A 12,493-nucleotide genomic window follows, 5' to 3' on the forward strand; every position below is an offset into this window, starting at 1 on the left:
CTTAACGCAGCGCGCCTTTCGCTTTCAGCGCGGCTTCTTTCTCGGGGTTGATCCACCACAAATCCAGATGACCAAGCGAGTAAGGTGGCAGGTTTTCCGGGTATTCATACATGTCGTAATAGGCCGTCCAGTAGTCCGCGATATATCCCACGGGGATTACGAAGAACTCATACCGCAGTGCCCGATCCAGCGCCATAAGGGCTGTGTCCTGATCTGCCTGATTGTCCGTCTCGAATGACGCGTTGATGATTGCATCAACCAGCGGGCTTGCCAGTCCCGCAGGGTTGAACAAGCTAAAGGCCGCTTCCTCGGACCCGTACATCTGCAGCAAGCCGCCGCCGGTCGAGAGGAACGTGCCATACCGGGTCGAATACACCATGTCATAGTCGCGTTCCCGGCTGCGCAGGGTGTATTGGGCCGGATCGACCTTTTCTGCCGACGCATCAACGCCCAGCGCCTGAAGGTTCTGCACATAGGTTTCGATCATCGTAGCTGTCGATGTGGGCAAATTCGATGGGTAAGGGATATTTACCTTCAGGGTCTGCCCCTCGGCGTTTCGGCGCAGGTTGCCATCGCCAACCGGCCATCCCGCTTCGTCCAGCATCTTGGACGCCTTGCGCAGATTGCGACGGTCGTTCAGCCGCGCCGAATTGGATTCATGCGCCATGATCGCCGGTTCGGACAAAAAGTCCGCAGGTACGACATCCCCCAGCGTTTCCAGAAACGCCAGTTCATCCCCTGTGGGAACATCCTGCGCCTCCAACGGCGTGCCTTGGACAAAGGAACTGCGAGGTGAGTTCAGACCGAACAGCAGGGATTCGTTTGCCCATTCGAAATTGAACGCCAGCGCCAGCGCCTTACGTACGTTTTTGTCTGCAAACTGCGTTTTGCCCAGATTGAACACAAAACCAGACGGGGTCGGCGGGCTGCCATCCGCGATCTCATCCTGCACAACCGAACCTTCGGTCAGTTTGGGGAAATCATAGCTTGTCGCCCAGAGCTTGGGGTCGCTCTCGATCCGGATCGTGTATTCACCGGCCTTGAAGCCTTCGAAGGCTGCGGTCTGGTCTGCGAAGTATTCGACGCGAATGGTGTCGAAGTTGTTTCGCCCAATATTGAATGGCAGATCCTTGCCCCAGTAATCGTCACGCCGTTTGTACACGATCCGACGATTAATGTCGTAGCTGTCCAGTTTATACGGGCCCGATCCAACGGCCACTTCCAAGCGGGGTTCGTCCAAACGGCGCGAGTCATCCGCCTCGAACCAGGCTTTCGAAAACACCGGCGTGGCCCCAACGGTTTCGATCAGGCTGCGCCGCGTCACTTCGGGGTTAAACGTGAATTTGACCGTGTGGTCGTCCAACGCCTCGGCCCCCGTGACCATGCGGCCTACCGCTTGCGCGTATGACGGCAACCCCTGCTCGATGAACAAACGGTGGCTGTAAACCACATCCTCGGCCGTAACCGGCGTGCCATCCCAGAACATCGCCTCGGGCCGAAGGTGGAAAATGACGTAGTTTCGGCCTTCGTCATATTCCAGGCTTTCCGCAAGGACGCCATAATACTGACCCACGCTGTCATCTGCACTTTCGAACAGGCGGTCATATTGAATGGTGGTCAAGGCTCCGCTGCGGCCTTTGCGCGAATAAGGGTTCAGCGAGTCGAATGTTCCAGACGCCGCCAATGACAACTCTCCGCCTTTCGGCGCATCCGGATTGACGTAGTTCAGATGCGGATAATCGGCCGGATAGTCCAGATTTCCAAAGTAGGAATACCCGTGGCTGCGCGTGATGTTCTCGTCATTCGCCTGCGCAATTCCTACCGATCCAAAAGCGGTGGCTGCCATCATTCCCAAAACCGCCCCCCAATGCCGAACGGTCATCTCGCGCGAAGCAGGCAGGAGGGGTTTCATATGGCTCGTCCTCTGGATCGTTGTCATCTTCTATGTCGGTCCGGCTAGCTAAATCGCCAGCCTTGGATGATTCAAGTTTAGAATGCGTGAACGCTTTGTGAAGATTTTCGGCACAAAAAAAGCCGCTGCACAAGGCAACGGCTTTGGGATTTTCACATTCGTGAGGGCAATCAGTTGCCGATGGTCTGCAGGTAAGCAATCACATCCGCGCGCTCTTGCGGCTTTTTCAGGCCCGCAAAGCTCATGGTCGTGCCCGAGATATAGTCGCTGGGGCGTGTCAGGAACGCGTCCAGGGCTTCGGGGGTCCAGTTGCCGCCATGCGCAAGCATGCCTGCCGAATAGCCGCCAAAGCCCTCGGCCGTGCCCAGCGGACGGTCCACTACGCCGTACAGGTACGGGCCGGTGCCGTTTGCGCCATCTTCCAGCTTGTGGCACGCGGTGCACTTGCGGAAGACTTTTGCGCCTTTTTCGACGTCGGCGGCGGCCAGCAGATCCTCGAATACCACCTCTTCGCCGTCGGCGCTTTCGCCCGAACTTTCGGTTTCGATGATATATGCGGCCTGCGCATCACCGTGGCCACCATGCGAATGGTAAAGGATGTCGCCACCCCATTTGGCAAGAAGCAGCACCAGGAAAGTGCCGAACAGGCCTGCTGCGGCCTTGGTAACTGTCATCGTGTCGAACATTGATCGCGTGTCCATTTCAGCTGTCTGTGCAGGTGTCTAAGGCTTCCCCTGACGAGAGGCAAGGTATAGACACCGCGACGAAACGCCCAATTCTGGAACTTGTTGCACGGAATCGACCAAATGACCAATCGCATTGCTTTTCAAGGCGAACCCGGCGCCTACAGTCACGAGGCCTGCCGCAACGCGCGCCCGGAAATGGAGGCCCTGCCCTGCCGCACCTTCGAGGATGTGATCGAATCGGTCCGCTCGGGCGAGGCTGATCTGGCGATGCTGCCGGTGGAAAACACGACCTACGGGCGGGTGGCCGATATTCACCGGCTGTTGCCGCACAGCGGTCTGCATATCATCGAAGAGGCGTTTGTTCGGGTGCATATCAACCTGCTCGCTGTGCCAGGTGCAAAACTGGAAGACATCACCGAGGCGCACTCGCATCTTGTGCTGCTGCCCCAATGTGCAGGGTTCCTGCGCGAACACGACATTCGCGGACGCGTCAGCCCCGATAACGCACGTGCTGCGCGCGAAGTGTCCGAGGCCGGTGACATTCATTCCGCCGCGCTGGCCAGCGAACTGGCCGGAGAGATTTACGGCCTGAACGTCTTGGCCCGCCATATCGAGGATCACGGCGACAACACCACGCGCTTTTTGCTGATGTCCCGCCAGGCTGACCTGTCGCGCCGGGGCGCGCATGAGATGATCACCAGCTTCGTATTTCAAGTGCGCAACATCCCGGCCGCGTTGTACAAGGCCATGGGTGGCTTTGCCACCAACGGCATCAACATGACCAAGCTGGAAAGCTACATGCTGGATGGCTCGTTCACGGCGACGCAGTTCTACGCGGATATCGTCGGGCACCCGGACGACCGGAACGTGCAACTTGCCATGGACGAGCTTGAGCACTTTACAACCAATGTCGAGATCCTGGGCGTCTACCCGGCAGCGCAACCGCGCGGTTGATGCGGGGTTGTCACGGTCGGGATGAATTGAATTCTGACCGCCGGAACCGCGAACCGCGCCCTAAGCCCCGTGCTTGTGGCGCTGCTCCAACTCGCGGGCAAACTCGCCCAAGCGGATCTGAAACTGTTTGCGGAACCGGGCCTGACCCAGCTTCATCGATTGCAGCAACAGCCGGGCGGGCAGGGATTTGGCGCTGAGCGACATTTCAACGCTCAGGCGGGTTCTGCGTTGTGACAGGGCCAGAAAATCAACCGTGGTGATGCCGCTCATACCTTTGCTGTTGGCTTCGAACCGCATTTGCGCGGGGCGGTCGCAATCGGTCATCACCACCGACATCTGACGCGGTTTGCCGCGCAGTTTGAACTCGGTCTCCCAGGTGGTCCCGGCCTCGACCGGGGCGTCTTGGGTCGTGCGCCGAACATCGATGCCGCGCCGCATGGCCATACGCTCGAACCGTTCGAAATCGGCAACCATTTCGAATACCGAATTGATCGGGGCTTCGATATCTTCGCGCGCTGAAAACTGCATGTCTGCCTTTGCTGCCTTTTGTCCAGTTTTTCCTTAGTCCAGCGTGTCCGCAAGCCAGTTTTGCAACAGAAAATGCGCGATGGCCCCTTTTCGAGCGGGCAGCAGGGTTGGATGCTCGCCTGCGAAAGCCTGCATTATTTCCGTTTTGCTGACCCACATCGCGTCTTCAATCTCGACCGGATCGATCACGATGTCACGCGACAGCGCCTCGCCCGCGCAGCCGAACATCAGCGAGGCCGGGAACGGCCAGGGCTGGCTGGACAGGTACGAGACCGCACCGACCGGCACGCCTGCCTCCTCCATCACCTCGCGCCGTACGGCGGCCTCAAGCGTTTCGCCCGGTTCGACAAACCCAGCCAGCAGCGAATACATCCCCTCGGGCCAGCCGGGCGAGCGGCCCATCAGCACCGCGTCACCATGGGTGATCAGCATAATGACAACCGGATCCGTACGCGGAAAATGCTGCGCGCCGCAGGTCGGGCAACTGCGCTGCCACCCGGCCTGCGAGATTTCACTGGGCGCGCCGCATTTGGCGCAGAATTTATGCGTTTCATGCCAGCCGATTACCGCCTTGGCCGTCGCCGCCAGTTCGGCATCAAGGGGCGACAGGCGGGTCATGATCCGGCGCAGCTCGGCAAAGACATGGCCTTCGGGCAGGTCGGGATGTTGCTGTTCGGTCCGGTCGACAAACGCGCCAACACCGGTCAGGTCCAGCCCTTCGGCGGCCCAGTTCGAAATATCCAGCGCAAACAAAGGGGCATCTGAAGCATCCAGCCCCAGAAAGATCGGGGCAGAAACAATCCCTCCGGGTCCACGTGTGATCAGGGGATGAGACATGGGCTGCAAAGCCAACCGATCCAGCCTGTCACCCTGCACCAGCAGTTTACCGCGCCACAGCAGAACACATCTGGCTGCCGGATCGCCTTGTGCTTGTGACAACTTCTCGGCGTCGCCCCGAATATGGGCCGCACGGTTCAGACCCGCGCCACCGAAAGTCACCTGTTCTGCATTTATCATCACCTGCCCCTTCGGCTTTGCTGACAGGGCTGCCATGACTGCCCCGGCGTTGCAATGGCCTTTCGCGGTGCCGGGCCATGCGCGGCCAGAGGCAATGCTTGCACAGGCCTGGAAACATTGGCATTAAGTCTACCAATTGTTGATTTTGATTTAGCACCAGCATCCAATAGTAGAATTCAAGAGTGAAAACTGGACCTTTTAGACCGGGTCAAACTGAAAGTTCGGATGTGCATATTCGTATTCTCGCGACAACTGATCTGCACATGAATCTGACCGGTTTCGACTATTACTCGGATCAGCCGGACCCCACGATCGGATTCACGCGAACCGCCAGTCTGATCCGCGCAGCACGAACCGAAGCAGACGGCGCACTTGTTTTGCTGTTCGACAATGGCGATGCGCTTCAGGGCACGCCGCTGGGCGATCAGGCGGTACAGGACCCTGACGGCCATCCAATGATGCAAGGGTTTGCGTCCCTGCACTATGACGCCGTCGGGCTTGGCAATCACGATTTCGGCTTTGGGCTGGAGGTGCTGGACACTGTTCTTGATCAGGCTCCATGTCCCGTCCTGTGCAGCAATATGCGCCGCCGGTCTGGGGTTTCGCAACGCTGGCAGGGCCATGCGGTGCTTGACCGATCGATTTCGCTGAACGGGCAAGACATTCCCATCCGCGTGGGCGTGTTGTCGGTTTTGCCCCCTCAGACCGCGCAATGGGAAGCGCATCATCTGGGCGATGACATCACGATCGCGGACTGTCTGAAAGCGGCGCGACGCACCGTGCAGACCCTGAAATCGGCGGGGTGTGACCTGGTCATCGCGCTGGCCCATTCCGGCCTCGGTCAGGTTCAGGATGTACCGGGGTTGGAGAATGCCGTGATCCCGTTGGCCGCCATTGACGGCATTGATGCCCTCGTGGCCGGGCACACACACCTGACCCTTCCCGGCAACGACCATCAGGGGCTGGCCCATGTCGACCCTGAGGCCGGATTGGTCCATGGCAAACCGGTTGTCATGCCCGGGTCTGCAGGAAGTCATCTGGGCGTGATTGATCTGAACCTGTCCCACTCTGCCGATCTCGGGTGGCAAGTCACCGACCAGCAGGTCGCGTTGAGACCGCTTCGCCAAAACAAACCCACCCCTGAAACGCCAGAGGATCCCGACATGGTCCGGCTTTTTGCACCCGTGCACGCCCGAACCCGCACCAAGATGGCCGAGCCGGTGGCGCGAATCGCACAACCGATGCACAGCTATTTCAGCTTTTGCGCCGTTGATCGGGGGTTGGCATTGGTGGCCTCGGCGCAAGCTGCTGCACTACGCCCCTATCTGTCCGGCACTGCACTGGCCAATTTGCCCATGTTGTCCGCCGTTTCGCCCTATAAATGCGGCGGTCGGTCCGGGCCGCGCTATTATACCGATGTCCCGGCGGGCGAGGTTTGTTTGCGCCACATTGCGGACCTTTACGTCTTTCCGAACGAGCTGAGGGCGGTGAAGGTCAGCGGCGCTCAGGTGCTGGACTGGCTTGAGATGTCGGCGGGTCTTTTCAACACCCTGCGTCGCGACGCCGAGACCGATCTGATCGACCCCGGTCGGGTTGGGTACAATTTCGACCTTCTATTTGGCCTGACCTACCAGATCGACCTGTCCTACCCGGCCCGGTTTGACGCTCGGGGGCAGTTGATCGACAATTCTCACCGCCGCATCCGGCAGGCCAGAATTGACGGGTCTACGCTTGACCCCAATCAGGATTTTGTGGTCGCGCTCAACAATTACCGCGCCAATGGTGGCGGGCATTTCCCGTTTGTGGAAACGGCTGAGCCGATCAACCTGCCCGCAATAGATATCAAGCGAATCCTCCGCGATTATCTGACCGGGAACCTGCCCGCCGACCCGCTGTCTCAGGCGGTTCATCCGTTTTCGTTCACGCCGCAGGCCGGGGTTCAGGCAATCCTCAGTACCGGGCCCGGCGCGCTGAAGTACCTGCCCGAATTGCAGAACTACGACCCTATCGTTCTGGACCCGGACCCGCAGGGGTTCGAACGCATCCGGCTGACACTCTGACGGGTTGCCATTTTCCCCAGGCTTCCCTATATCAAGCGCTGAGAGGTTGGCGCGGGCGAGCGCCTCGCCAACCTGGTCAGGTCCGGAAGGAAGCAGCCACAACGAGCCCCGCTTGGGTCGATGTCCAACCTCTCACCTTTCCCCCACGTATCCGCTCATCAGCACAATCAGGCAACCAACCGGGGCCAGATTGCCGAATTCCGGCGGGCAAATGCGCCGATATGGCCGATCTCTTTCACTCCGAACTCCTTGGGTGACAACAGGTGCCGCCGCGCGTCCGGCCCATACAGATCCACCAGACGCCATACGGCTTGTGGCGGGACGGTCTGATCGTCGTCGCTGGTGAACAGATCTACCGGAACACCCAGATCCGCCCAGCGCGCCAGTGGCAGTTTTTGCCCGATCTCAGGCACATAATTCAAAGGTGCGGTGCACCACCTGCGCCATTGCCAATAGACAGAGCCCGGCAGATCGGCACCGAACCCAATGGCTTTGCCGGGCAGATACCCCAGGGCTTTCACAAGCAGCGGTACATGCCCATGCCAGAACGCCCAGGCCAACCCCCGATAGGGCCATGGGTGATCGGACAGCGTCACCAACCCCGAGCAGACACAGATCATCCGGTCGATCTGGTCGATATCCGGCTGAATCGGCCCCAGCATTCCGCCGACGGAATGACCAATGCTCCACTGCCGGGCGTCGGGAAACCTTCGGCGCATCTCGGCCCGTGCTGCGGGCATATCGATCAGCGCCCAGTCCGACATCGTGACCTGCGAGTCGCGCATGGGGCCGGAAACAGAGTGACCGAAATCACGATAGTCATACGTCAGGCAGGCCATGCCACGCTCGGCAGCCAACCACCGGGCAAAGTGCTGGTAGTAGTCGCGCGGCACACCGGTCGCCCCGTTCAGAACCACCACCGTGTCGGGATCAGTAAAAGGCCGATACAGTCGCGCCGACAGCTGCGCCGGGCCAGCGGGAAACTGGAAATCCTCGATCTTCACGTGCTGCTGCGTGTCCAACATCGAACCTGCGGGCCTTTCTGAACCAATCGGTTTACCTGCCCAAGAGGCACAACAACCCGCAGCCGAGTCAACCCTGCTGCCACTTGACCACACGTCGCCTTAAACAAGGCATGTGGACGTGACCCCCAAAACCCCGCTTGACTCAGCAAGCGAACAGACGCTAGCGGTTGTGTGATGGTTTCCGATCCACACAATGGGTCGGGATGAAAAGGGAACACGGTGCGGTTCTGCCCGGTCAAACCGGAACGAACCAAGGCCGCGACTGCCCCCGCAACTGTAAGCGGTAAGCGATGCCGGAATGCCACTGGCCGAAAGGCTGGGAAGGTCGGCAAAGCGACGACACGCAAGTCAGGAGACCTGCCATCATCAACGTAACCGAAACTCGGGCGGGGTGTCCGGGCAGGTCCTGACAGCGCATAGCTGAACCGCCTGCCAACGCCCCCGTCCGCCGCGCGGAGGGCGCAGGATGATCTGGAAGACAAAAACCCACAAATACGTGGCGACCATTTGCCAACGCACAGGCGGGCCCTGCCCCGCAATGGCGCGTATGGCGCGCGCGCTGGCCGAGGCAATGAACAAGGCCGACCACGTCACCAGCGAAGGATTCGAAATCGAGGGCAGCAGCGACCTGACTCATTGCGCGCAAGGGTGCATGGCCCGCTTTCGCGCAGGACCTGAACAGATACGCATCTTCTGCGGGACCGAGGCGGACACGCCGATCCAAACGCTGGATACATATGCCGACCTGATTTTTGACGAGACATGCGCGGCCCTTCCGTCCGGGGCCTTGCCAAGAACACCTTGCGCCATGCTTGAGGTCTTGGCCCTGAGACCTTCAAGACCAGTCCAGGAACCGGCACGGGTATCAGCCTGAGCGCGCATCCAAAGGTGCGTGGGTCGCATTCGTGGCCCATGCCATCTGCTCGTCGGTTTCCACCGCGCAGGGGCGCAGGGCCCGCAACCGGGCCAGCGCCTTGTCTGCCGGTTCCCCGCATTCCAGCATCAGGCGCAAGACCACCATACCGGATCGCCCGCACCCACCCCGGCAATGCACCAGCACCCGGCCACCGCCGGACAAAGCCTGCCGCGCCGATGCGCTGACCGACCCCCACCGATCCTGAACGGCGCGCGGCGGGGCGCCAAAATCCTCGACCGGCAAATGAACCCATCTGCTGGCGCGGCCCTGAATGTCACTGCCAAAGGTCCGGGCCCCGTCCTGCAGCATCTCAACTTCCGTGGTCATCGAGATCACAAGACCGGGTTTCCAATCCGCAATAGTATCCAGATCGCCCGCGTAATCTCCGCCGCGTCCCGGCATCGAGGTCAGCGCAAGTGTTCCGCCTCCGACTTGCAGCGCGTAGACGACCAGTTGCGACATCAAAGATTTCCTCCCAAACCCAAGCCTGCTTGTAAAATGTGCTTCAAAAATACTGAGATTCCAGTTTACGCCGATCTCGGGTCTTTCCAAACCAAATTTCCCCGACCCTGCGGTGGACGCGGGCGGCAGCGGCCACTACGCTGCGACGACGTCCCGAATCCGCCAGAGCAGACATGACCGACACAGACAGCCCCGCCTATCAGGTTCTCGCCCGCAAATACCGTCCGGAAACCTTTGCTGATCTGGTGGGGCAGGATGCCATGGTGCGCACGCTTAAGAATGCGTTCGAAGCCGACCGCATAGCGCAAGCCTTTGTCATGACCGGCATTCGCGGCACCGGCAAGACAACCACGGCGCGGATCATCGCCAAGGGCATGAACTGCATCGGCCCCGATGGTGCGGGCGGCCCCACAACCGAACCCTGCGGCGTCTGCGAACATTGCACCGCGATCATGGAAGGCCGCCATGTCGACGTGATGGAGATGGACGCCGCCAGCCGTACCGGCGTCAATGATATTCGCGAGATCATCGACAGCGTCCGCTACCGCGCCGCCTCGGCCCGCTATAAAATCTATATCATCGACGAGGTTCACATGCTCTCGACCAGCGCCTTCAACGCGCTGCTCAAGACGCTGGAGGAACCGCCCGAGCATGTGAAGTTCATCTTCGCCACCACCGAAATCCGCAAGGTGCCGGTGACGGTTCTGTCCCGCTGCCAACGCTTCGACCTGCGCCGGATCGAGCCCGAGGATATGATCGGCCTGCTGCAAAAGATCGCCAGCGCCGAAGGGGCCGAGATTGCCGAGGACGCGCTGGCCTTGATCACCCGCGCGGCCGAGGGGTCTGCCCGGGATGCAACCTCGCTGCTGGATCAGGCGATCTCGCACGGGGCCGGGGAAACTACCGCCAATCAGGTCCGCGCCATGTTGGGACTGGCCGACCGTGGCCGGGTGCTGGACCTGATGGATATGATCCTGCGCGGCGATGCCGCCGGGGCCTTGACCGAGCTTAGCGCGCAATATGCCGAAGGGGCCGACCCGCTGGCGGTGCTGCGTGATCTGGCCGAGATCACCCATTGGGTCTCGGTCGTCAAAATCACGCCGGACGCAGCCGAGGATCCGACAGTATCCCCTGACGAGCGCGCCCGTGGCCAGCAGATGGCTGACGCCCTGCCCATGCGAGTACTGACCCGCATGTGGCAAATGCTGTTGAAGGCGCTGGAGGAGGTCTCGGCCGCCCCCAACGCCATGATGGCCGCCGAAATGGCAGTGATCCGTCTGACCCATGTGGCCGACCTGCCCAGCCCGGAAGAACTGATCAAACGTCTGCAGGATACACCTGCGCCACCAAATGGCGGACCGGGCGGCGGTATGCCGATCCACGGTAACGGCACGGCACCGGTTGAAGCGCGCGCAGCACCGACCTATGCGCCTGCGCCTCGCGGGGCAGGGGGTGCTCCGGTCGCGGCGCTGGCCCAGGACACGCAGGCCGCTTTGGCGCGCTATCCCAGTTTCGATCACGTTGTCGAACTGATCCGCGTCAACCGTGATGTGAAACTGTTGGTCGAGGTCGAAAATGGCGTGCGGCTGGTTTCCTATCAGCCGGGACGCATCGAGTTTACGCCTGCGCCGCAAGCCCCGACGGATCTGGCCCCACGGTTGGGCTCGGCCCTGCAGCGGTGGACAGGCAATCGCTGGGCCGTGTCGATTGTGTCCGATGGCGACGCGCCGACGATTGCCGAGATTCGCGACAGGGCGGAACTGGCGCTGAAAGAAGAAGCCTCGGAACACCCGCTGGTTCAGGCCGTGCTGGCACATTTTCCAAAGGCCAAGATCACCAGAATAGAAACCCCTGAACAACGCGCGGCACAGGTCGAAACCGAAGCCCTGCCAGAGGTCGAGGATGAATGGGACCCGTTCGAAGAGGATTAACTCGACCCCCGCCCCATGACCGAGGAGCCTGATGCGCACAACCCCGCTGCACCCCAAATTCGGCCTGATTGTTCATGACGTCGACCTGCGCGAGGTCACGCAGGATAACCTCTACCCCCAGATCCGGCACGCCTTCGAAACGCATTCCGCCCTGCTTTTTTCGGGGCAGAGCATCTCGGATGACGATCACATGCGTCTGGGCGAACTGTTTGGGCCGCTGGAAAACCGGGAACAGATGGCGGCGGGGCGCGATGTGGAGTTTCAGGTGTCTGAACTGTCCAATCAGACAGAGGACGGCTTGCGCGCCCGCGACGATCTGCGCCTGCTGGATTTGCAGGCCAATATGCTGTGGCACACAGACAGCACATTCCTGCCTACCCCTGCACTGATCAATATTCTGACCGCCCTCGTGGTCCCACCCAGCGGCGGCGAGACGGAACTTGCCTCGACACGCGCTGCCTGGGCCGAGATGCCCGGCCACCTGAAAGAACCGCTGCAAGACGCCATCATCTGGCACAGGCTGTCGCATTCCCGCATGAAAATCGATGCCGATCTGGCAGCCCTGCCCCGGATGACCCGCTGGCCCGATCGGCCCTGGCGGGCAATCTGGCCGAACCCCGTGACGGGCGAAGAGGCCCTGTTCATAGCATCCCACGCCTTCGCCATCGAAGGGCTGGGGCACAAGGAAAGCCAGGCCATTCTGGACGAGGCCATCGCCTTTTGCACCCGGCCCGAATATGTCTATTCGCATCAATGGACCGCGGGCGACGTCCTGATCTGGGACGAGCGGGCGACGCTGCACCGTGGGCGGCCTTGGGATTACAACCATCCGCGCACGTTGCGGTCGATCTGCTGTTCCGTAACCGAAACGGACGGGCTGAACCGCGTTCGCATGGTGTGATCCGATTCCCGGAACACTCCCGCGCCCGCCACGGGCCATCGGCTGACGCCGATGCCCCTGAGCGGCCTTGGGCCCGGCAGCGCGCGGGCAAGGCCCGCGCG

Annotated in this window: 11 protein-coding genes, 1 other RNA gene and 1 riboswitch; of the genes, 6 read left to right on the forward strand and 6 right to left on the reverse strand. The window is 60.9% G+C overall.

Going from position 1 to position 12,493, the window contains the following annotated elements; genetic code table 11:
* Position 1 precedes the first annotated feature (1 nt).
* Both ACR0KJ_RS17910 and ACR0KJ_RS17915 read right to left on the reverse strand, forming a co-directional pair.
* Complete coding sequence (locus tag ACR0KJ_RS17910) at positions 2–1,912, reverse strand: extracellular solute-binding protein (RefSeq protein ID WP_480627316.1); 1,911 nt, start codon at positions 1,910–1,912, stop codon at positions 2–4.
* 170 nt (positions 1,913–2,082) lie between these two features.
* Complete coding sequence (locus ACR0KJ_RS17915; protein WP_170624701.1) at positions 2,083–2,598, reverse strand: c-type cytochrome; 516 nt, start codon at positions 2,596–2,598, stop codon at positions 2,083–2,085.
* Between the two features lie 120 nt (positions 2,599–2,718).
* On the opposite strand from ACR0KJ_RS17915, the gene ACR0KJ_RS17920 reads away from it, so the two are divergent.
* Complete coding sequence (locus ACR0KJ_RS17920; RefSeq protein WP_170455103.1) at positions 2,719–3,552, forward strand: prephenate dehydratase; 834 nt, start codon at positions 2,719–2,721, stop codon at positions 3,550–3,552.
* Between the two features lie 60 nt (positions 3,553–3,612).
* On the opposite strand, the gene ACR0KJ_RS17925 is transcribed toward ACR0KJ_RS17920, so the two are convergent.
* A complete protein-coding gene (locus ACR0KJ_RS17925; protein WP_480627317.1) occupies positions 3,613–4,080 on the reverse strand; it encodes an SRPBCC family protein in 468 nt (155 codons plus the stop codon).
* A gap of 33 nt (positions 4,081–4,113) precedes the next feature.
* Entirely contained in the window at positions 4,114–5,097 is a 984-nt protein-coding gene (gene nudC / locus ACR0KJ_RS17930; RefSeq protein WP_480627324.1) for an NAD(+) diphosphatase, read from the reverse strand.
* 227 nt (positions 5,098–5,324) lie between these two features.
* Here nudC and ACR0KJ_RS17935 point away from each other — a divergent pair, with 227 nt between their 5' ends.
* The gene (locus ACR0KJ_RS17935; RefSeq protein ID WP_480627318.1) at positions 5,325–7,157 is read left to right on the forward strand and encodes a bifunctional 2',3'-cyclic-nucleotide 2'-phosphodiesterase/3'-nucleotidase; all 1,833 of its coding nucleotides are present in this window, start codon (positions 5,325–5,327) and stop codon (positions 7,155–7,157) included.
* Positions 7,158–7,196: 39 nt separating this feature from the next.
* Positions 7,197–7,295, forward strand: an RNA gene (gene ffs / locus ACR0KJ_RS17940) — signal recognition particle sRNA small type.
* A gap of 29 nt (positions 7,296–7,324) precedes the next feature.
* On the opposite strand, the gene ACR0KJ_RS17945 is transcribed toward ffs, so the two are convergent.
* Positions 7,325–8,182 (reverse strand): alpha/beta hydrolase family protein, encoded by an 858-nt coding sequence (locus ACR0KJ_RS17945; protein WP_480627319.1) that lies wholly within the window; start codon positions 8,180–8,182, stop codon positions 7,325–7,327.
* 158 nt (positions 8,183–8,340) lie between these two features.
* A riboswitch (cobalamin riboswitch) is annotated at positions 8,341–8,561 on the forward strand.
* An 87-nt stretch (positions 8,562–8,648) separates the two neighbouring features.
* Here ACR0KJ_RS17945 and ACR0KJ_RS17950 point away from each other — a divergent pair.
* On the forward strand, positions 8,649–9,056 hold the full coding sequence (locus ACR0KJ_RS17950) for a hypothetical protein (RefSeq protein WP_480627320.1): 408 nt from the start codon (positions 8,649–8,651) through the stop codon (positions 9,054–9,056).
* Here the strand turns inward: ACR0KJ_RS17950 and ACR0KJ_RS17955 are convergent.
* Positions 9,048–9,560 (reverse strand): protein-tyrosine phosphatase family protein, encoded by a 513-nt coding sequence (locus tag ACR0KJ_RS17955; RefSeq protein ID WP_480627321.1) that lies wholly within the window; start codon positions 9,558–9,560, stop codon positions 9,048–9,050. The two genes, ACR0KJ_RS17950 and ACR0KJ_RS17955, sit on opposite strands and share 9 nt — an antisense overlap.
* A 173-nt stretch (positions 9,561–9,733) precedes the next feature.
* Here ACR0KJ_RS17955 and ACR0KJ_RS17960 point away from each other — a divergent pair, with 173 nt between their 5' ends.
* Both ACR0KJ_RS17960 and ACR0KJ_RS17965 read left to right on the forward strand, forming a co-directional pair.
* Positions 9,734–11,491, forward strand: a complete 1,758-nt coding sequence (locus tag ACR0KJ_RS17960; RefSeq protein ID WP_480627322.1) for a DNA polymerase III subunit gamma/tau — start codon at positions 9,734–9,736, stop codon at positions 11,489–11,491.
* Positions 11,492–11,522: 31 nt separating this feature from the next.
* Positions 11,523–12,392: a TauD/TfdA family dioxygenase gene (locus ACR0KJ_RS17965; RefSeq protein WP_170624537.1), complete on the forward strand. Its 870-nt coding sequence runs from the start codon at positions 11,523–11,525 to the stop codon at positions 12,390–12,392.
* Positions 12,393–12,493: the final 101 nt, after the last annotated feature.

It is taken from the genome of Ruegeria sp. AD6 (assembly GCF_056542325.1).

What these genes read in the sequence shown, in the direction of transcription:
- ACR0KJ_RS17910 (WP_480627316.1), bottom strand. Translation starts at nt 1,912, where the DNA reads ATGAAACCCCTCCTGCCTGCTTCGCGCGAGATGACCGTTCGGCATTGG.
- ACR0KJ_RS17915 (WP_170624701.1), bottom strand. Translation starts at nt 2,598, where the DNA reads ATGTTCGACACGATGACAGTTACCAAGGCCGCAGCAGGCCTGTTCGGC.
- ACR0KJ_RS17920 (WP_170455103.1), top strand. Translation starts at nt 2,719, where the DNA reads ATGACCAATCGCATTGCTTTTCAAGGCGAACCCGGCGCCTACAGTCAC.
- ACR0KJ_RS17925 (WP_480627317.1), bottom strand. Translation starts at nt 4,080, where the DNA reads ATGCAGTTTTCAGCGCGCGAAGATATCGAAGCCCCGATCAATTCGGTA.
- nudC (WP_480627324.1), bottom strand. Translation starts at nt 5,097, where the DNA reads ATGATAAATGCAGAACAGGTGACTTTCGGTGGCGCGGGTCTGAACCGT.
- ACR0KJ_RS17945 (WP_480627319.1), bottom strand. Translation starts at nt 8,182, where the DNA reads ATGTTGGACACGCAGCAGCACGTGAAGATCGAGGATTTCCAGTTTCCC.
- ACR0KJ_RS17950 (WP_480627320.1), top strand. Translation starts at nt 8,649, where the DNA reads ATGATCTGGAAGACAAAAACCCACAAATACGTGGCGACCATTTGCCAA.
- ACR0KJ_RS17955 (WP_480627321.1), bottom strand. Translation starts at nt 9,560, where the DNA reads ATGTCGCAACTGGTCGTCTACGCGCTGCAAGTCGGAGGCGGAACACTT.
- ACR0KJ_RS17960 (WP_480627322.1), top strand. Translation starts at nt 9,734, where the DNA reads ATGACCGACACAGACAGCCCCGCCTATCAGGTTCTCGCCCGCAAATAC.
- ACR0KJ_RS17965 (WP_170624537.1), top strand. Translation starts at nt 11,523, where the DNA reads ATGCGCACAACCCCGCTGCACCCCAAATTCGGCCTGATTGTTCATGAC.